The organism is Ruegeria sp. HKCCSP346 (genome assembly GCF_017872595.1).
Lineage (GTDB): Bacteria > Pseudomonadota > Alphaproteobacteria > Rhodobacterales > Rhodobacteraceae > Ruegeria.
Genome location: NZ_JAEDOT010000005.1, coordinates 189,908 through 210,322 on the forward strand (window position 1 = coordinate 189,908; position 20,415 = coordinate 210,322).

The following is a 20,415-nucleotide window of genomic DNA, read 5'->3' on the forward strand; positions in this document are numbered from 1 at the left end:
CCCCATGGACCAATCCTCGATTGATGCGCTGCGTGCGCAGGACATTGCTCCGCGCGGGCATTTCATAAACGGCCGCAGTCAGGATGGCGAAACCGGGGCCCGGCATCAGGTTCTGTCTCCGATCAACGGCCAACCTCTGGCGCTGATCGCCGAAGGCACACCGGCCGATGTCGACATGGCCGTGCGCGCGGCACGCAGTGCTTTCGAGGACGGGCGATGGTCGCGCATGGCCCCTGCCGGCCGCAAGAAAGTGCTTCTGAAGCTGGCCGACCTGATTGAAGCCCGCGCGCTTGAACTGGCCGTGCTGGGCGTGCGCGACAACGGAACCGAAATCACCATGGCCTACAAGGCCGAGGCGCTCTCGGCGGCGGCCACTTTCCGGTACTATGCCGAGGCGATCGACAAGATCTACGGACAAATCGCCCCGACAAGCGGTGACGTCCTGGGTCTTGTGCATAACGCTCCGGCCGGGGTTGTCGGGGCCATCGTGCCCTGGAACTTTCCACTGATGATCGGCAGCTGGAAAATTGCACCGGCACTGGCCGCAGGCAATTCCGTCGTGCTGAAACCTGCCGAAAGCGCCTCACTCAGCCTGCTCAAGATTGCCGAGCTTGCCGCGGAAGCCGGAGTGCCCGATGGGGTGTTCAACGTCGTGACCGGGCGTGGCTCGGTCGTGGGTGAGGCGCTGGCCCTGTCGATGGATGTCGACATCATGGTGTTTACCGGGTCGGGTACAACCGGGCGGCGGCTGCTGGAGTATTCGGCGCGGTCGAACCTGAAACGCTGCTATCTTGAACTGGGCGGCAAATCCCCGAACATCGTTTTTGCCGACGCCCCTGATCTGGCCGAAGCGGCCAAGGTTTCCGCGGCGGGCATCTTCCGCAACTCTGGTCAGGTCTGCGTCGCCGGATCGCGCCTGTTGGTCCAGCAAGAGATCTACGAGGACTTCGTGACCGAGATCAGCCGCCACGCCGAAGGCTTTCGCGTCGGCGACCCGCTGGATCTGAACAGCCAGATCGGTGCGGTCCACAGCCTGCCAGAGCTTCAGGCCAATCTGGATTTCGTCACCAAGGCCGAGGCCGAAGGCGCCGAGCGCCGTACCGGCGGAAACCGCATCCTGACAAAGACCGGAGGCTATTACATGGCGCCGACCGTAATGGCCAACGTGAAAGAGACCGACACCCTGTTCCAAAATGAGGTCTTTGGCCCTGTTCTGGCCGTCACACCCTTTGCGGACGAAGACGAAGCGCTGCGCCTTGCCAATGCCACCGTTTATGGGCTGGCCGGTGGTGTCTGGACCTCGAACCTCAGCCGCGCGCATCGCATGGTGGGCGGCATTCGCGCCGGCGTTGTGCATGTCAATACATATGGCGGTGCCGACCTGACCGTTCCGCTGGGCGGCGTTCGCCAGTCCGGAAACGGGCACGACAAATCGCTGCACGCGATCGAGAAATACTTCGATCTGAAAACCGCATGGATAAAACTCTGAGAAAAGGCCGCCCGCATGACCCTTTCAGCGAAATCTGTGGAACTCATTGAACGCAGGGCCCGGTTGCTGGGGCCCAATGTATCGACCTTCTATGACGAACCCGTTCATTTCGTGAAAGGGGAAGGCGTCTGGCTGTGGGATGCGGACGGGCGCAAATATCTGGATTGCTACAACAACGTGCCTCATGTGGGGCATTGCAACCCGCGCGTGGTCGAGGCGATCTGTCGTCAGGCGCGCACACTCAACACGCACACCCGGTATCTGCATGACGGGATTCTGGACTATGTGGAAAAACTGACCGGAACGATGGACGAATCCCTGGATTCGGCCATCCTCACCTGTACCGGCTCCGAGGCAAATGACATTGCTCTGCGAATGGCCGAGGCGATGACCGGAAAACGAGGGATCATTGGCACCGACGCCACCTATCACGGCAATACCGCGCTGGTCAGCCAGTTGAGCAGATCGAACATCCCGACAGTCGGCTTCGGTCTGGGCCGGTACTTCCGCTTTGTCAGCGCGCCCGACAGCTATCGCCATCCCGACCCGGACGGGTCAAAATTCGCCGATGCGGTGGCGGAACAGATTGCGGAACACGAAAAGGCCGGCATCGGTTTTGCCGCATTGATCCTCTGCCCTTATTTCCTGAACGAGGGGTTTCCTGACAAACCGGACGGTTGGCTGGCACCCACGGCCAAGGTCGTGCGCCAGGCCGGGGGCCTGTTGATCTGCGACGAGGTGCAATCAGGCTTTGGCCGAACCGGCACCCACATGTGGGCGCATCAGAAGTTGGGCGTTGTGCCGGATGTCATGACCTTGGGCAAACCCATGGCCAACGGCCATCCGGTGGGCGGCGTGGTCACAGGTTCCGAGATCATTTCGGCATTCCGCAAGGGATATCGGTACTTCAACACGTTTGGCGGAAACCCTGTTTCCTGTGCTGCCGCGATGGCGGTTTTGGAAGAGATCGAAGACCATAGCCTGGTCGCACATGCCAGATCCGTTGGCGACCACGCGCGAAAACGGCTGAACATTTTGAAAGAAAAGTATGACGTCATCGGAGACATACGCGGCTCGGGGCTGATATTCGGGGCTGAAATGGTCCTTGATCACGACAGCAAGGAACCCGCCGGTGAATTCACTGACCGTATCATCAACGCCATGCGCCAGCGCGGGATCATTCACTCCAAGCTTGGGCGTCACAAGAATACTCTGAAAATTCGCCCACCCATGCCATTCTCTGTCGAAAACGCGGATCTTCTTTTCGACACGCTGGACGACGTGTTGGCGGAAACGCCACGGGTCGCATGAAGCAGATCGTGGAACATGCGCTGTCCCTTTGGGGGCTGGCTGATGGCCAGGCGTCTCTCGTGGCGGCTCGGGAAAACCGTGTCTATCGCGTTCAGGTAGGCCAGACCGCCTATGCCCTGAGACTGCATCGCAAGGGCTTGCGAACGGATGCCGAACTCCGGTCAGAGCTACAGTGGATGGCCGTTCTCGGCAAAAACGGGGTCCGGGTTCCAACGCCCGTCGCGGCCGCGGATGGGCGCTATCTGCATCTGGTGGACGACATTCAGGTCGACATGCTCGACTGGCTGCCGGGCCGCCCTCTGGGTGCGACCGAAAAGGCTTTGACGCATCAGGACCGGACAGGCGTCTTTTGTTCAATTGGCCGGGAAATGGCACGGCTGCACCACATCAGCGACCAATGGGCACCCCCTCAGGGCTTCGTGCGTTGGTCATGGGATCGCAGCGGGCTGCTTGGAGCCGCCCCTGTCTGGGGTCGTTTCTGGGAAAACCCAACGCTTGGAAAAACGGACCGGGCCCTTTTCCTGGCGTTTCGGGATATCGCAGATCGTGACCTTCGGCGCGTGGAAAATCAGTTGGATTACGGGCTGATCCACGCCGATCTTGTCCGCGAAAACGTCATGGTTGACGGTGACAAACTGTGGCTGATTGACTTCGACGATGCCGGGTTCGGTTTTCGCCTGTTTGATATCTCAACGACGCTTCTCAAGAACCTGCACGAACCTGATTTCAACCGGCTGCGCGGTGCTTTGCTGGCGGGGTATCGATCTGAACGAACGATCTGTACCCAACAACTCGACCTGTTCATGGCACTGCGCGCCGTAACCTATGTGGGATGGGTTGCATCCCGACTGAACGAAGATGGATCGGGCTTACGCAATGAGCGGTTCATTGAAACCGCCCGGGCGTTGATGTCCCAATACCTTCAACAGCACATCTAGACAGGAGGCACCGATGGCCGAAAAGACAATCCTGCTGATTGGTACGTATGATACGAAAGAGCCCGAAATGCGGTTCATCGAAAAGGCGGTCAGAGCGCAGGGCGCTGACGTGCTGACCATGGATGTATCGGTTCTGGGTGATCCGTCCGAACCGACGGATATCTCGAAACACGACGTTGCCGCTGCCGGTGGCATGACAATAGAACAGGTCATCGCGCAAGGAGACGAGAACAAAGCCTTTCGCGTGATGTCCGCAGGGGCCGCAAAAGTTGTTGCACAGGCCTATTCAGAAGGTCGATTTGACGGGTTGCTGGCCACGGGCGGGACCATGGGCACAGACCTTGCACTTGATTGTGCACAGGCTTTGCCGATGGGGGTTCCCAAATATATCGTGTCAACGGTCAGCTTCTCGCCTCTGATCCCTCCGCACCGGTTGGCGCCGGATGTTCAGATGATCCTGTGGGCCGGCGGCCTGTATGGCATGAATTCGATCTGCAAATCGTCGCTCAGCCAGGCTGCCGGGGCCGTCGTGGGCGCAGCCAAGGCGGCGACCGCCCCCGATCGCAGCAAACCTCTGATCGGGATGACCAGCCTTGGTTCGTCCTGCCTGCGCTACATGAAAATTCTGAAACCGGCACTAGAAGACCGCGGCTTTGAAGTGGCCGTGTTCCACTCTACCGGCATGGGCGGCATGGCCTATGAAAAACTGGCGGGCGAAGGCGCGTTTGCCTGCGTGATGGACTTCTGCATGCAGGAATTTGGCAACCTGATGGCGGGCTCTGTCGTATCCAGCGGCGATGACCGGGTCACAAATGCCGGGCGCGTTGGGACGCCCCAGATGGTGGCACCCGGTGCGCTGGATCTATTGGATTTTGCGGGTTGGCAGGACATCCCCGAACAATATGCCGATCGCCCGTTCCACGAACACAACCGCCTGATCAAAAGCTCGGTCTTCAACGGCGCCGAACGGCGCGCCTGGATTCGGGAACTCGCCAACCGGCTGGAAGCCGCAACCGGGCCGGTGCATTTCTTTTTGCCCGTTCAGGGTGTCGAGGCCTGGGACAGGCAAGGCGAAGAGGCGCATGATCCAGAGGCTCTGGCCGAAATGGTGGACGAGGCGCGCAAGGTCATGCCCGGCCGGGTGCCGATGACCGAGCTGGATGTTCACATCAACGACGCGGCTTTCTGTCAAGCTGTTCTGTCGCGATTTGACACGTGGGTGGAAACCGGCGTCATCCGAACAGACTGAACGCCATTGGCAGCATCGGGAAACGGAAAATCTCCCTGCGCTTTGTCTGACAGCGAATTGTGGCACCTGTCCGGGTTGTGCATGTCGGTTCCGTGAACCTTGGGCACCCAGTCTTCTGGCGGACGGTTCCAGAACGTGTTGGGGTTGTCTTCATCCATCCTGGCCCGGTGCAAGCTGCGCCACGCGGACCGGATCAGAATGACCGGTTCTTCATGCGGATGTTGCGTAAAAAGCGTCTCCACAACGTTTTGAACGATTGGATCATCGGCTTACCGCCACCCCCAAGACGATCAATCAGCCAAGGGCGTTTCTTGAACAATTGATCCATGCTTTAGCCGGGTACGGGCCCGTATCGGTTGCCGGTGGAATTTTTTTTATGGATGTTGGATCCAATATCCTTTATTCGTGATCGCATCTTTGATTCAGGGAGGATCACATGCTCAAGAAACTCGTCGCTTTGGCGGCCTTCACCTTTTTCACAACAGGTCCTGCGATGGCGGACACGCTCGACGATGTCGTGGATCGCGGTACTCTTCGCTGCGGCGTTGTTCTGGACTTTCCGCCGATCGGGTATCGCGACGCCAACAACGAACCGGCGGGTTTTGACGTGGATTACTGCAATGATCTGGCCGCGGCGCTTGAAGTCGAGGCGGAAATCCTGCCTTTGACCTGGGCCGAACGCCTGCCGGTCATCGTGACCGGGCGCGCCGACGTCGTGTTCGGCGCAACCTCGGACAGCCTTGAACGGGCGCGGACCGTGGGCTTTACCATTCCCTATGCAATCTACTATGCGCAGGGCGTCGTAAACGCGGACAGCGGAATCGAAACCTTAGAAGACATCCGCGGCAAACGCGTCGCCGCCGCGATTGGCACCGTGCCGGAACAGGAATGGCTGAAGATTGCCGCCGAATGGGGTGAGGAAAGCAATTATCAGGGCTATCAGTCGGAAAACGAGGTGTTTCTGGCGGTCGCGCAGGGCAAGGCCGATATCGGCATCACCACCAACACCGCCGTTCTGCCGATCACCCAGCAGTATGAAACCGTGCTGGCCGGCCCCCGTATGCCCTGGACCACTGACTACACCTCGGTGGTGGGCAAACGACAGGACGTCACCTGGCTGAATTTCCTGAACCTGTTTGTCACGCATCAGGTGCGCTCGGGCCGGTACCAGGAACTGTGGGGCAAATATGTCGGAGGCGAAGCACCCGAGCTGCGCATCCCCGGCGTGATGTACTGATTTCACCCCCCAGTGCTCTTTCGTCGGGTTTCGGCCGGGCGAAAGAGCCGGTCAATTCGGAAAAAACCTGTGTTCGATTACAACTTCCACTGGCGGCCGGTCATGAAAAGCCTGCCGGACTTGCTTGAGGCATCGCTGCTGACCTTGCAAGTCGCGGTTCTGGCGATGATCCTGGGCATCCTTATCGGCCTGTGTCTTGCGCTGACGCGGCTGTACCTGAAGGGGCCGCTGTTCTGGTTCGCCTCGGCCTGGGTCGAACTGGCCCGAAACACGCCCGCCCTGTTTCAGCTGTTCTTTTTCGGCTTCGGGCTTGGCGCATTCGGCCTGCACCTGTCGCCATATTTCATCGTTCTGGCGGGTTTGACCTTCAATTGCGCCGGCTATCTGGCCGAAAACTTTCGCGGAGGTTTTCAGGCCGTCCCCGAGACGCAGTTGCGGGCCTCTCGTTCCCTGGGCATGACCGCGTGGCAGGCTTACACACGCGTGGTGATCCCGCAGGTGTTTCGCATCGTCTATCACCCGATCACCAATCAGATGGTCTGGGCCGTGCTCATGTCCTCGCTGGGCATGCTGGTCGGTTTCCGCGAGCTGTCCGGCGAGACGCAGTTCTTTGCCTCGCGCACCTTCCGCATCTTTGAATATTTCGCCGTCACCGCGGTCATTTATTACGTGATCGTCAAAATCATCCTTCTTGCCTCGCGCCTGCTGGCGTCCCGGCTTTTCCGCTATTGAAGGAGGCACAGATGCAACCCACTGTCAGCTTTTTCAGCGGCTTCTCCATCAATGATCTGTGGTTCCTGGGCGAAGCTGCCCTGCGGACACTCTGGATTTCGGTTCTGTCGATATCCATCGGAACGCTTCTTGGCGTGGTATGCGGGTGGATCCTGTACGAGGGCAAGCTGGCCGCAGCCCTGACAGTGGCCCCGTTTCTGGATGTCTTCCGATCCGTCCCGCTGATCATCCAACTGGTGCTGTTCTACAACTTTGCGCCCATTGTCGGGCTCAATCTGGACCCCTTCGCCTCGGGCGTGGTGATCCTGTCGATCTACACGGCCGCTTTGGTTGCGAATGTCGCACGCGGCGGGATCGAGGCCGTCGGCGCGCCGATGCGCCGTGCCGCGCGCAGTCTGGGCATGACCTATTGGCAGGATCTGCGCTATGTCGTCTTCCCGATTGGCGGGCGCGCGGTGTTCCCGGCCTGGGTCGGTGTCGCACTGGGAGTGATGAAGGACAGCGCGTTGGTTTCGGTGCTGGGCTATGTCGAACTGCTCAAGGCCAGTCAGATCCTGATCACCCGGACGCAGGAACCTTTCCTGATCCTGACAATCGCGGGCGCGTTCTATTTCGCGCTCAGCTATCCGATTTCGCGCTATTCCGCGTCTCTTGAAAAAAGGTGGGCCCAATGATCGAAATTCGCGACCTGCACAAGTATTTCGGCGCGCTGCATGTGCTGAAGGGCATCGATCTGGATGTGCAGAAAGGAGAGGTCCTGTCGGTGATCGGCGCATCGGGCTCCGGCAAATCGACCCTGCTGTATTGCATCAACGGGCTGGAACCGATCCAGCAAGGCTCGGTCAGGGTCGATGGCACAGATGTTCATGCCAAAGGCACCGATATCAACAAGCTGCGCACAAAGCTGGGAATGGTGTTTCAGCAATGGAACAGCTTTCCTCACCTGACCGCATTGGAAAACGTCGCGCTGGCCCCCAAGATCGTCAAAGGACTGTCAAAATCAGAAGCCCGCGATATCGCCGCCCGCCAACTGACCCATGTTGGCCTGGGCGAAAAGCTGGGCGTCTACCCATCTGCCCTTTCGGGTGGCCAGCAACAGCGTCTGGCCATCGCCCGCGCGCTGGCGATGGAGCCGGAATACATGCTTTTTGATGAGGCGACGTCAGCGTTGGATCCCGAACTGGTGGGCGAGGTTCTCGACACGATGCGCCTTTTGGCCGAAGAAGGGATGACCATGATCTGTGTCACGCACGAGATGGGTTTCGCACGCGATGTGTCGGACCGGGTTGCTTTCTTCCATCAGGGCGTGATGGAAGAGATCGGCCCGCCCAGGCAGATATTCGGTGCTGCGCAATCCGAACACACCCGTAAATTCCTGGCCAACGTGCGCTGAGTGCACTGGCCCCCAGAAACAACGAGGAAGATCACCTTCATGTCCAAGAATATCTTCACCGGCACCATGCCAGCCCTGATGACCCCGTGCAAAGCCGACCGGACCCCGGATTTCGATGCCCTGGTGAAAAAGGGCAAGGAAATGATCGAGGCCGGCATGTCGGCCGTGGTGTATTGCGGTTCGATGGGCGACTGGCCGTTGCTGTCGGATGCCGAACGTATGCAAGGTGTCGAACGCCTGATCGACGCCGGCCTTCCTGTCGTCGTCGGCACTGGTGCGATAAACTCGAAATCTGCCGTGGCGCTAGCTGCACATGCGCAAAAGGTCGGCGCGGCAGGGCTTATGGTCATCCCACGTGTGCTGTCGCGCGGATCGTCCGTCCCGGCACAGCGCAACCACTTCAAGGCAATCCTGTCAGCCGCGCCGGATATCCCGGCCATCATATACAACAGCCCCGTCTACGGCTTCGCCACCCGCGCTGATTTGTTCCTGGAATTGCGTGCAGATCATCCGAACCTTGTCGGGTTCAAGGAATTCGGAGGCAAAGGCGACCTGCGCTACGCCGCGGAACACATCACCTCGAAAGATGATCAGGTCACGCTGATGGTGGGCGTGGACACCGAGGTTTATCATGGCTTCGTCAACTGCGGCGCCACGGGCTCGATTACAGGTATCGGCACCGCCCTGCCCAAAGAAGCATTGCTGCTGGCCGCCCTGTGTCAGAAAGCGGCGGCGGGCCACGCCGAAGCGCGCCTGCGCGCGCGCGAGCTTGAAGAAGCCTTTGGCGTGCTGGCCAGCTTTGACGAAGGCACCGATCTGGTGCTGTACTACAAGCACCTGCTGGTCTTGAACGGTGAAGAGGAATACCGCTTGCACTTCAACGAAACCGACGAGCTGACGGATGCCCAGCGCAACTATTGCGAACAGCAATACAAACTGTTCCGCACCTGGTTTGCCGACTGGTCCAGCCAGGGCGGGGTCATCGCTGAATGCATGTGATCGACAGCCATACCGGAGGCATGCCCACGCGGGTCATCCTGAACGGCGGCCCCGATCTGGGGTCGGGCCCGCTGGCCGAGCGCGCGCAACGCCTGGCCACCGAGCACAAGGCTTTCTACAAATCGGTCCTTCTGGAACCACGCGGTCAACCCGGCATGGTCGGGGCGCTTCTGGTCGCCCCGGAAACGTCCGGCTGCGAAACCGGCGTGATCTATTTCGATGCCGACGCCGTTCTCGGCATGTGCGGTCATGGCACCATCGGCCTTGGGGTCACTCTGGCCCATCTGGGCCGGATCGGTCTTGGGACGCACAGGGTCGAAACGCCGGCCGGCGTCATCTCGGTTGACCTGTTGGACGCCAATACGGTGCGCGTCACCAATATCGAAAGCCGCCGGGTCAAGGCTTCGGTGTCGGTTGACGTCGAAGGCCATGGAAAAGTGACCGGCGATCTGGCCTATGGTGGCAACTGGTTCTTCATTGTCGATCCCAGCCCGATGGACGTGACGCCCGGCAACATCCGTGCCCTCACCGATCTGACCATTGCAATTCGCAAAGCCTGCATCGACCAGAACGTGCGTGGCGAGAACGGGGAACCAGTGGACCACGTGATCTTGCAGGACAAATCCCCGGACAAAGACGTTCACAGCAGGAATTTCGTCCTGTGCCCGGACGATCAATATGACCGATCGCCGTGCGGGACCGGCAGTTCGGCGCGTCTGGCCTGTCTGGCGGCGGATGGGGTTCTGGTTCCGGGGCAAGAGATCGTGCAGGAAAGCGTGATCGGCAGCTCTTACCGGCTGAGCTATCAGCCCGGTCCCAACGGCGGCGTCATTCCGACCCTGACCGGGCAGGCGCATATCATGGCCGAGGGCACATTGATTTTCGCGCAGAACGATCCGTTTCGCGGTGGGATCCTTCTTTGACAAAATTATCGGGGACTGGCGCAATCCAGCCCCCGGAACCGAGCCACAGTTTGAGAAGATCTGGCCATGCTGCAAGACAACCCGACGGATATCGTTGTGATCGGTGCCGGTATCATCGGCATCAGCACCGCACTTGAATTGCAAAAACGCGGCCGGCGCGTGCTGGTGCTGGATCGCGAAGGCGTTGCAGCCGGGGCGTCAAAGGGCAACGCCGGAGCCTTTGCCTTTACCGACATCGTGCCAATGGCCACCCCCGGGATCATGCGCAAGGCTCCGAAATGGCTGTTTGATCCGCTGGGTCCGCTTTCAATTCCACCCTCCTACGCTTTGAACATCGCGCCGTGGATGCTGCGGTTCTGGCGGGCCAGTTGGCAGGATCGCTATGCTGCGGCCTTGTCTGCGCAGGCTGCTTTGATGGATCACAGCCGCACGGCGCTGGAACGCCAGATCGCGGATGTCGACGGCCAAGCGCTGATGCAACGCGACGGCCAGTTGCAGGTGTTCGAGGGTGAAGGTGAATTCCGCGCCAGTCTGCCCACATGGGACAGGCGCAAGGATCACGGCATCCCCTTTGACCTGCTGGACAGCCCCGACGCGATTGAGGAAATCCAGCCCGGGCTTGACCGACGATTTACCCATGCGGGTTTTACGCCCACCTGGATGAACACGGTCGATCCGGCCAGCTGGACAAGACATTTGGCCACCCGGTTCACCGCCCGTGGCGGTCAGGTCGAAATCGCGACAATCAGCGCGCTCACGCCCATGGATGCGGGCGTTCGCCTGACGACTTCGATCGGTGAAATTGATGCAAGACAGGTGACCGTGGCTGCCGGGGCGTGGTCTCATCACTTGGCGAAAACCCTGGGCGATCGCATCCCTCTGGAAACCGAGCGAGGGTACAACACGACCCTGCCCCAAGGGGCCTTTGATCTGCGCACCCATCTAACATTCGGTGGCCACGGCTTTGTGGTGACGCGGATCAACGGCGGCGTGCGCATCGGTGGCGCGGTCGAGTTGGGCGGGCTGGAACTGCCACCCAATTACAAACGCGCCGACGCGCTTCTGGCAAAGGCCGGGCGCTTCATGCCTGGCCTGAACTTGGAAGGCGGCACGCAATGGATGGGCTTTCGGCCGTCACTGCCCGACAGTTTGCCGCTGATCGACCGCTCGGCGCGTGCGCCACAGGTATTTTACGCCTTCGGACATGGCCATCTGGGTCTGACGCAATCCGCAGGCACGGCGGAACTGGTCGCGGATCTGGTCACGGACACAAAGCCCGCGCTCGACATGAAGCCTTTCGCATCCACACGCTTCTGATCAGGAGAACACCTTATGAAAATCACTGCACTGAACGTATATCAGGTGGATCTGCCGCTGAAGGAAGGCCGCTACAGCTGGTCCAATGGCAACTATGTAGAGGTCTTCGACAGCACCGTTCTCGAGATCATCACGGATGAAGGTCTCAAGGGGTATGCCGAATGCTGCCCGCTGGGATCGGCTTATCTTCCGTCCTTTGCCCTGGGCGTCAGGGCCGGGCTGGCGGAATTGTCGCCACATCTGATCGGGCAGGATCCGCTGAATATCGGCCAGATCAATCGCACCATGGATGCAGCCCTGCGTGGCCACCCTTATGCCAAGGCGCCTGTTGATATTGCCTGCTGGGATCTGCTGGGCAAGGCGACCGGGCAACCCCTTTACACCCTGTTGGGCGGCGACGCGCAACAGGACGTGGTGCTGTATCGCGCGATCAGCCAGGAAGCACCGGAAATCATGGCGCAAAAGATCGAAGGTTATGCGGCCGAAGGCTATACGAAGTTTCAACTGAAAGTGGGCGGCGACGCCAATGACGACATCGACCGCATTCACGCCACCCGCGCGGTTCTGAAAAAGACCGACCTGCTGGTGGCGGATGCCAACACTGGCTGGACCCGGCACGAGGCCGCGCGTGTCGTAGGCGCCATCGCGGGCATGGATGTCTATGTGGAACAACCCTGTTTGACCTATGAGGAATGCGTGTCGATCCGCCGGCGCACCGCGCTGCCCTTCGTGATGGATGAGGTCATCGACACGCCCAACATATTGGTCCGCGGCATAGCCGAAGACGCCATGGACGTTATCAACCTGAAAATCTCCAAGGTAGGAGGTTTGAGCAAAGCAAGGCTGATGCGCGATCTGTGCGTCGCGCATGGTATCCCGATGACCATCGAAGACACCTGGGGGGGCGATATCACCACCGCTGCCATCGCTCATCTGGCGCGGTCGACACCGTCCGAATTCACGTTCTCGGCCACCGATTTCAATTCCTATGGTACCGTGGACATCGCCGAAGGCGCGCCAAAGCGTGTCAATGGCCGGATGACCGCAGCAGATCGTCCGGGTCTGGGCGTGACACCGATCTTCGACGCGCTGGGTGCCCCCGTCGCGCAATATAGCTGAGGTAAACATGCGCAGCAGAAAAACCGTACATGTGATCTCGGCCCATGCCGAAGGTGAGGTTGGAGATGTCATCGTTGGGGGCGTCGCCCCACCGCCGGGCGACACTCTCTGGGAACAGCGAAGCTTCATTGCGCGGGACCAGACCCTGCGCAACTTTGTTCTGAACGAACCACGCGGCGGTGTGTTCCGGCATGTCAACCTTCTGGTTCCGCCAAAACACCCCGAGGCAGACGCCGCCTGGATCATCATGGAACCCGAAGACACGCCGCCCATGTCGGGGTCCAACTCGATCTGTGTCTCAACCGTGTTGCTGGATGGCGGGATCATTCCAATGCACGAGCCGGAAACCCACATGGTGCTCGAGGCACCGGGTGGGCTGGTCCGGGTACGTGCGGAATGCCGCGATGGCAAGGCACAACGCATCTTTGTCCAGAACCTGCCCAGCTTCGCCGACAAGCTGTCCGTCCCGCTTGAGGTATCCGGACTGGGCACGATCACGGTAGACACCGCCTATGGCGGTGACAGTTTCGTGGTCGTCGATGCGCAGGCGCTTGGGTTCACAATCGTCGACCACGAGGCCCGCGACATAGCCCGGCTGGGGGTAAAGATCACAAACGCCGCCAATGAGCAGCTTGGATTCTCGCATCCCGAGAACCCGGACTGGGATCATATATCGTTCTGCGCCTTTTGCGGCCCGTTGTATGAAACGGAAACCGGTCTGAGCGGCAAGTCCGCCGTGGCAATCCAGCCGGGTAAGGTCGACCGTTCGCCGACGGGCACCGCAGTGTCCGCGCGCATGGCGCTGATGGCGGCCAAGGGGGTGATGAAACCCGGCCAGACCTTCGAGGCTGTCTCGATCATCGGATCACGATTCACCGGGCGGATCATTGACACTGCGCAGGTCGGTGGCCGCGCGGCGATCGCTCCTGAAATCAGCGGTCGCGGTTGGATCACCGGAATTCATCAGCACATGTTGGACCCCGCAGATCCATGGCCCGGTGGATATCGCCTGTCTGACACCTGGGGTGTTTGATGTCAGCAGGCACGTTTTTCAAAAACGGAGAAGTCTGAAGATACGCGTCCTCGTTACGGTTTCATCATCAGATTCAGGCTTTTTCCAAATCTCGGACAGGATTCGAACATGGGTCGAAATCCAAGTTCGGCTTGGAAAAGTTGGTGATTACGGGTAATTGTATCCAAAAAACCGTGGCGGGATATTGGAAATGGCAGGAAAACGCGCGATCACGAAACAAAGCCTACCGGACGTCATCGCAAATGATCTGCGTGAACGTATCCTGAGCGGCGAACTCGCCGAGGGTGAAACGATCCGGCAGGAAGCACTGGCCGAGGAATATGATGTCTCTCGCATGCCGATCCGCGAGGCGCTGAAACGCCTGAATGCCGAAGGTCTGGTGCAATGGGCCAACAATCGCGGCGGCTCGGTGACCAAGCATTCCCTCGACGAAATCGGTGAAATTTTCGATCTTCGCATCCTGATCGAAGTCGATCTGTTCCGCCGGGCCATCCCGAATATGGGCCCAAGGGAATTTGCGCGTTGCGACGAAATCCTCAAGCAGATGGAAGCGTCATATGATGAAAATGACGTCGGCAAGTGGGGGATATTGAACTATCAGTATCACTCGGCGCTTTATGCGGCGTCACAGCGGAAGCTGACCAACGAATTGCTGGACCGCGTCAACCTGCAATCGGATCGCTATGTCAGGATGCATCTGAGCGTGATGAAACAGCGCGAACCCGCAAAAAAGGAACATCGTGATCTGTTGCGGCTAGCCCGGGAAGGCAATGTGGACAAAGCCTGCGAGGTCTTGGCGCAGCATATTCGCCGGACCAAGGAACAGCTTCTGGAAATGATCGCCTCGAAGCGCGGGACAGACGAACCCTAGGGCGGTCTTGCATGTCCTGTCATTTTGGATACATTATCCATTAATCTGGACATCCCGAAATACGAGGCCCAAATGACCTTTACTCCGCATGGCAAACATCTGATCGCCGGCAACTGGCTTGCCGGTGACGATTTCTTTGCATCACAACCCGCACATGGGCCATCGCATGACTTTTCGAAAGGTCGAATTTCAGACGTCGACGCCGCTGCGCAGGCCGCGGAAGAGGCGTTTTGGAGCTATGGCTGTTCCACTCGGGAAGAACGCGCCGTCTTTCTGAACGCCATTGCCGACGAGATCGAAGCGCGCGCCGATGAAATCACCGAGATTGGCACTCAGGAAACCGGCCTGCCCGAGGCTCGGCTGCAAGGTGAACGGGGCCGCACGTCGGGGCAGCTGAGGCTGTTCGCAACGCATATCCTCAGCGGCGATTATCTGGACCGGCGCCACGACAGCGCGTTGCCGAACCGTGCACCCCTGCCCCGGCCCGATCTGAAAATGATCCAGCGCCCGATCGGCCCGGTCGCTGTGTTCGGCGCATCAAATTTCCCGCTGGCATTTTCCACCGCCGGGGGGGACACGGCCGCCGCACTGGCTGCCGGCTGCCCGGTCGTCGTCAAAGGCCACGGCGCCCATCCGGGCACCGGCGAGATCATCGCCGAAGCCATCCTTGCGGCCATCCGCCGTTGCAACATTCATCCCGGCGTTTTCAGCTTGATCCAGGACGGCGGACCGGCTGTGGGTTCAGCCTTGGTGCAGCACCCTCTGATCAAGGCGGTCGGGTTCACCGGATCGCTTGCGGGCGGTCGCGCCCTGTTCGACCTGTGCGCCGCGCGCCCCGAACCGATTCCGTTTTTTGGTGAGCTTGGATCGGTAAACCCCATGTTCATTCTGGACGCGGCACTGGCAAACCGGGGTGAAGATATCGCCAAAGGCTGGGCCGGCTCGCTGACGATGGGCGCTGGCCAGTTCTGCACCAACCCGGGCGTCGTTGTGATGCCGGCAGGTGAAGCAACGGACCGTTTCGCCGAGATCACACAGACCGCATTGACCGAAGTTCCGGCGCAGACCATGCTGACCGACGGCATCGCCAAAGCCTATCGCAACGGTCAGACCCGTGTTGCTGAAACCGCTGGCGTTCACGAGGTTCTGGCTTCGACATGCGATCAGCGCAATGCGACCCCTTTCCTTTATCGAACAAGCGCCGCAACCTGGCTGGCCAACACGTCCCTCCCGGAAGAGGTGTTCGGCCCGCTGGGCATCATCGTGACCGCCGAGACACCCGACGAAATGTACGACGTCGCGCGCGGATTGCACGGGCAGCTGACCTGCACCCTGCATATGGACGAGGCCGACATGGGCATGGCGCGATCCCTGCTGCCGATCCTTGAACGCAAGGCCGGACGCGTGTTGGCCAATGGCTTCCCCACAGGGGTCGAGGTATGTGACAGCATGGTCCATGGCGGCCCCTACCCGGCTTCGACCAATTTCGGAGCCACATCCGTGGGCACATTGTCGATCCGGCGTTTCTTGCGTCCTGTCTGCTATCAGAATCTGCCGGATGCATTGCTGCCAGAACACTTCTCATAGGGAAATCAGTCGACACGCGCCGATACTCTGAAAGCACGATGCGCAGCAGGGTGTCGGCAGGTGTAACTGCCGAGCCTCAGGGGAATGAGGCACACGCCTCTGGATTCAATTGCACAGTTTCATTTGGGTAACAGTGCTTTTGTTCATTCTGTTCAGGGCAACGCAATCACGGCCCCATCCGTTGGCACTTTGGTGAACTGCCTGTATGAAATGACCCGTGTTGCCCAGTACCAAGACCAATTCGCCACGACCCATGAGATGATCGCCTCGTTCGAGATCAATTTCCTCGCTGCATCCACCTCTCTTTTCATATCTCAAGAAAGGTAAACCTGATGGCTAACCCTCTGTATGAAGGCCTGTTCGGCATCCACGCCGGCAAAGGCACACCTTTTTTGCAGTTGCTGGACGGGACAACGATCTCTCACCAGGATTTCCTCGGCAAAGCGGCGCAGATTGCGCATGTGGCCACGCATCTGGGCCTGAATCCCGGTGACCGCGTTGCGGCGCAGGTTGAAAAAACCCCCGAGGCGCTGGCGCTTTATGCTGCCTGCGCCCAGGCCGGTCTGGTGTTCCTGCCGCTGAATACCGCCTACACGGTCGATGAATTGACCTATTTCATCGAAAACAGCGGGGCCTCGCTGATTATCTGCGACACCGAAAGAGAAGGAAAACTCACCCCTGTCGGCGCGCAGCTGGGCGCCCGGGTTGAGACGCTGAACGCGGATGGCACCGGGTCTCTGACAGATTTGGCCGCGACCATGCCGACACGTTTCGAAACCGTCGCCCGCGATGGCGAGGATCTGGCAGCGTTCCTTTACACGTCGGGAACCACAGGCCGGTCCAAGGGCGCCATGCTGACCCAGAACAATCTGCTGTCGAACGCACGGACACTGGTCAAGGAATGGCGCTTCACCTCGCAGGATGTGCTGCTGCATGCCCTGCCGATCTTTCACACGCACGGGCTGTTCGTCGCGACCAATATCATGCTGGCCGCAGGTGGATGCATGATCTGGCTGCCGAAATTCGATCTGGACCAGATCATCGACAAATTGCCCAGTGCCACGTCGATGATGGGCGTCCCAACCTTCTATACGCGCCTGTTGGACGACCCGCGTTTTACCAGGGAACTGGCCACCCATATGCGCCTTTTCGTTTCCGGATCGGCACCGCTGCGGGCGGAAACCCATGTGCAGTTCGAAGAACGAACGGGTCATCGCATCCTTGAACGCTATGGCATGACTGAAACCAACATGAACACGTCAAACCCATATGACGGCGAGCGGCGCGCCGGAACGGTCGGGCACCCGCTGCCCGGGGTCGAACTGAAGATCTGTGATTCAGACGGCAATACCCTGCCTGCGGGCGAGATCGGCATAATTGAAGTGCGCGGGCCCAACGTCTTCAAAGGGTATTGGCAGATGCCCGAAAAAACCGCTGCCGAACTGCGCGACAACGGCTTTTTTATCACCGGTGATCTGGGCCGCATCGACGAGGATGGGTACGTCCATATCGTCGGTCGCAACAAGGATCTGATCATTTCGGGCGGCTACAACATTTACCCAAAAGAGATCGAGATGGTTCTCGATGATCAACCCGGTGTTCTGGAAAGCGCCGTGATCGGCGTGCCACATCCCGATTTCGGTGAAACGGTTGTTGGTGTCATCGTGGCAGAGCCCGGCCAGACCCCTGATCCGGAGGCGATAACGGGCGCGGTCCGCGAAGGTCTGGCCCGGTTCAAGCATCCGCGCAAGCTGATCGTTCTGGATGAACTGCCCCGCAACACGATGGGCAAGGTTCAAAAGAACATTCTGCGTGACCGATACAAAGATCTCTTCATGACCGTGTGAGCGAGTCTCGGCAAAGCGGGGATCAGCGGATGCAGCCCCCTGAAAAGAAAATCAGGCGAGGGTGTCCCCGCCTGATTTACTACATGATTCAGGCAACCAGATCGAACCGGTCGTTGTTCATGATCTTGGTCCATGCCGCCACAAAGTCGCGCACGAACTTCTCGGCGTTGTCGTCTTGGGCGTAGACCTCAGCATAGCTGCGCAGGATCGAGTTCGAACCGAAGACCAGATCTGCGCTGGTTGCGGTGAACTTGACCTCACCCGAGGCGCGGTCGCGCAGTTCAAAGGTGCCTCCGTCAACCGGATGCCAGCTCAGCGACATATCCGTCAGGTTGACGAAAAAGTCGTTTGTCAGTTGGCCCAACCGGTCGGTGAAGACGCCATGCGGCGATCCGCCATGGTTGGCACCCAGCACACGCAGACCACCGACCAGAACGGTCAACTCGGCCGCGGTCAGACCCAGCAGTTGCGCGCGATCCAGCATCATCGCCTCTGGCGAGACCGCGTATTCCTTCAGCTGCCAGTTGCAGAACCCGTCCGCCAGCGGCTCAAGTACCGAGAAGCTGTCCACATCGGTCTGCTCGATCGACGCGTCGCCGCGACCGGCCGAGAACGGAACCGCCACGTCAAAGCCTGCGGCCTTGATCGCCCGCTCAAGCCCGACATTGCCCGCCAGAACGATCACGTCGGCAACCGAGGCGCCGGTTTCCACCGCGATCGGCTCCAGCACACCCAGTACTTTCGCCAGACGTTCGGGTTCGTTGCCCGCCCAGTCCTTTTGCGGCGCCAGTCGGATGCGCGCCCCATTTGCGCCGCCACGCTTGTCCGAACCGCGGAAGGTTCGGGCACTGTCCCAGGCGGTGGTGATCATCTCGGCGATGGTCAGACCGCTGTCTGCGATCTTGGCCTTGACGGCATCTATGTCGTAATCTGTCGAACCAGCCGGGATCGGGTCCTGCCAGATCAGATCTTCTGACGGCACGTCCGGGCCATAATAGTTGACGCGCGGACCCATGTCGCGGTGAGTCAACTTGAACCAGGCACGTGCAAATGTATCGGCAAAATAGTCCGGATCCGCCATGAATTTCTGACAGATCGCGTTGTAGGTCGGGTCGACCTTCATCGCCATATCCGCATCGGTCATCATCGGCATGCGACGAACAGTGGGGTCGGTCGGGTCGACCGGCTTTTCGTCTTCGGGCATGTCGACGGGCTGCCACTGATGGGCACCTGCGGGTGATTTTCCCAGTTCCCACTCGTAACCGAACAGGTAATCGAAATAGCCCATGTCAAATTTCAACGGCTCTTTCGTCCACGCCCCTTCGATCCCCGAGGTAAAGGCATTGGCCGCTTTACCGTTCTGATCAGGGTTTTCCCATCCCATACCCTGGCTGGACACGGGGCAGGCTTCGGGCTCGGCGCCGATATTGTCACCGGGCATCGCACCATGGGCTTTGCCGACGGTATGACCCCCGCAGGTCAATGCTGCGGTCTCTTCGTCATTCATCGCCATACGCGCAAAGGTTTCACGGATATGCAGCGCGGTTTTGGCCGGATCCGGATTGCCGTTCACGCCTTCGGGGTTCACGTAGATCAGGCCCATATGCACCGCACCCAGAGGGTTTTCCAGCGTGCCGGGGGTTTCCAGATCGCCATAGCGATTCTCGGACGGGGCCAGCCACTGGTTTTCAGAACCCCAGTAAACATCTTTCTCGGGGCCCCAGATGTCTTCGCGACCAAAACCGAAACCAAAGGTCTTCAATCCCATGGATTCATAGGCCACCGTGCCCGACAGAACGATCAGATCGGCCCAGGACAGCGCGTTGCCGTATTTCTTTTTCACCGGCCACAGCAGACGGCGGGCTTTGTCCAGGCTTGCATTGTCCGGCCATGAATTCAGCGGCGCGAACCGGATGTTGCCCGAACCGGCGCCACCTCGACCATCCCCCAGACGGTAAGACCCGGCCGAGTGCCACGCCAGACGGATCATCAGCCCGCCATAGTGACCCCAGTCAGCCGGCCACCAGTCCTGGCTGTCGGTCAGCAACGCCTCGACATCGGCACGAACTGCCTTGAAGTCCAGCCCCTTGACCGCTTCTCGGTGATTGTAATCCGCATCCATCGGGTTGGTGCGCGTGTCGTGCTGGCTCAGAATGTCCAGGTTCAGCGCATCCGGCCACCACTTGGTGACGGAATTGCCCGTTCCAGTATTGCCGCCATGCATGACGGGGCAGCCGCCGGATTGATGATTGTGGGGGGTACCGTCCATTGTAAATCTCCTGAGTATTTACCTAGGGGTTCAGATATCTTGACTCGTACCCCACGGCTTCGATAATTGGAAATTTGTAATTACTATCGTTGTGATTAATT

Annotated in this window: 17 protein-coding genes; 16 read left to right on the forward strand and 1 reads right to left on the reverse strand. The window is 59.6% G+C overall.

What is annotated here, in order from left to right:
* Nucleotides 1-4 precede the first annotated feature (4 nt).
* The 16 genes from I9185_RS15270 (at nt 5) to I9185_RS15345 (ending at nt 18,045) form a co-directional block, all read left to right on the forward strand.
* Entirely contained in the window at nt 5-1,489 is a 1,485-nt protein-coding gene (locus tag I9185_RS15270; protein ID WP_210093472.1) for an aldehyde dehydrogenase, read from the forward strand.
* A gap of 15 nt (nt 1,490-1,504) precedes the next feature.
* On the forward strand, nt 1,505-2,800 hold the full coding sequence (locus I9185_RS15275; RefSeq protein WP_210093473.1) for an aminotransferase class III-fold pyridoxal phosphate-dependent enzyme: 1,296 nt from the start codon (nt 1,505-1,507) through the stop codon (nt 2,798-2,800).
* Nucleotides 2,797-3,738 carry a phosphotransferase gene (locus I9185_RS15280; RefSeq protein ID WP_210093474.1) on the forward strand — a complete coding sequence of 314 codons (942 nt, stop codon included), beginning with the start codon at nt 2,797-2,799 and terminating at the stop codon, nt 3,736-3,738. Before I9185_RS15275 ends, I9185_RS15280 begins: the two co-directional genes overlap by 4 nt.
* Nucleotides 3,739-3,751: 13 nt before the next feature.
* Entirely contained in the window at nt 3,752-4,987 is a 1,236-nt protein-coding gene (locus tag I9185_RS15285; protein ID WP_210093475.1) for a Tm-1-like ATP-binding domain-containing protein, read from the forward strand.
* A gap of 436 nt (nt 4,988-5,423) precedes the next feature.
* Nucleotides 5,424-6,224, forward strand: coding sequence for a transporter substrate-binding domain-containing protein (locus tag I9185_RS15290; RefSeq protein WP_210093476.1), 801 nt, complete (start codon nt 5,424-5,426; stop codon nt 6,222-6,224).
* A gap of 69 nt (nt 6,225-6,293) precedes the next feature.
* On the forward strand, nt 6,294-6,956 hold the full coding sequence (locus tag I9185_RS15295; protein ID WP_210093477.1) for an amino acid ABC transporter permease: 663 nt from the start codon (nt 6,294-6,296) through the stop codon (nt 6,954-6,956).
* Between the two features lie 11 nt (nt 6,957-6,967).
* Nucleotides 6,968-7,630 carry an amino acid ABC transporter permease gene (locus tag I9185_RS15300; RefSeq protein ID WP_210093478.1) on the forward strand — a complete coding sequence of 221 codons (663 nt, stop codon included), beginning with the start codon at nt 6,968-6,970 and terminating at the stop codon, nt 7,628-7,630.
* The gene (locus tag I9185_RS15305) at nt 7,627-8,349 is read left to right on the forward strand and encodes an amino acid ABC transporter ATP-binding protein (RefSeq protein ID WP_171724632.1); all 723 of its coding nucleotides are present in this window, start codon (nt 7,627-7,629) and stop codon (nt 8,347-8,349) included. The genes I9185_RS15300 and I9185_RS15305 overlap by 4 nt, the downstream gene beginning before the upstream one ends.
* A 39-nt stretch (nt 8,350-8,388) precedes the next feature.
* Nucleotides 8,389-9,348 carry a dihydrodipicolinate synthase family protein gene (locus I9185_RS15310; protein ID WP_210093479.1) on the forward strand — a complete coding sequence of 320 codons (960 nt, stop codon included), beginning with the start codon at nt 8,389-8,391 and terminating at the stop codon, nt 9,346-9,348.
* Nucleotides 9,339-10,271, forward strand: coding sequence for a proline racemase family protein (locus I9185_RS15315; protein ID WP_171724633.1), 933 nt, complete (start codon nt 9,339-9,341; stop codon nt 10,269-10,271). The genes I9185_RS15310 and I9185_RS15315 overlap by 10 nt, the downstream gene beginning before the upstream one ends.
* A gap of 66 nt (nt 10,272-10,337) precedes the next feature.
* The gene (locus I9185_RS15320) at nt 10,338-11,588 is read left to right on the forward strand and encodes an FAD-binding oxidoreductase (RefSeq protein ID WP_210093480.1); all 1,251 of its coding nucleotides are present in this window, start codon (nt 10,338-10,340) and stop codon (nt 11,586-11,588) included.
* Nucleotides 11,589-11,603: 15 nt separating this feature from the next.
* Entirely contained in the window at nt 11,604-12,707 is a 1,104-nt protein-coding gene (locus I9185_RS15325) for a cis-3-hydroxy-L-proline dehydratase (RefSeq protein ID WP_210093481.1), read from the forward strand.
* Between the two features lie 7 nt (nt 12,708-12,714).
* Nucleotides 12,715-13,740, forward strand: a complete 1,026-nt coding sequence (locus I9185_RS15330) for a proline racemase family protein (RefSeq protein ID WP_210093482.1) — start codon at nt 12,715-12,717, stop codon at nt 13,738-13,740.
* A 190-nt stretch (nt 13,741-13,930) separates the two neighbouring features.
* Nucleotides 13,931-14,611, forward strand: a complete 681-nt coding sequence (locus tag I9185_RS15335; protein WP_171636564.1) for a GntR family transcriptional regulator — start codon at nt 13,931-13,933, stop codon at nt 14,609-14,611.
* 72 nt (nt 14,612-14,683) lie between these two features.
* Nucleotides 14,684-16,198, forward strand: coding sequence for an aldehyde dehydrogenase (NADP(+)) (locus I9185_RS15340; RefSeq protein WP_210093483.1), 1,515 nt, complete (start codon nt 14,684-14,686; stop codon nt 16,196-16,198).
* 332 nt (nt 16,199-16,530) lie between these two features.
* Nucleotides 16,531-18,045 carry a malonyl-CoA synthase gene (locus I9185_RS15345; RefSeq protein WP_210093484.1) on the forward strand — a complete coding sequence of 505 codons (1,515 nt, stop codon included), beginning with the start codon at nt 16,531-16,533 and terminating at the stop codon, nt 18,043-18,045.
* 88 nt (nt 18,046-18,133) lie between these two features.
* Here the strand turns inward: I9185_RS15345 and katG are convergent, their stop codons facing one another.
* Nucleotides 18,134-20,314 carry a catalase/peroxidase HPI gene (gene katG, locus I9185_RS15350; protein ID WP_210093485.1) on the reverse strand — a complete coding sequence of 727 codons (2,181 nt, stop codon included), beginning with the start codon at nt 20,312-20,314 and terminating at the stop codon, nt 18,134-18,136.
* Nucleotides 20,315-20,415 lie beyond the last annotated feature (101 nt).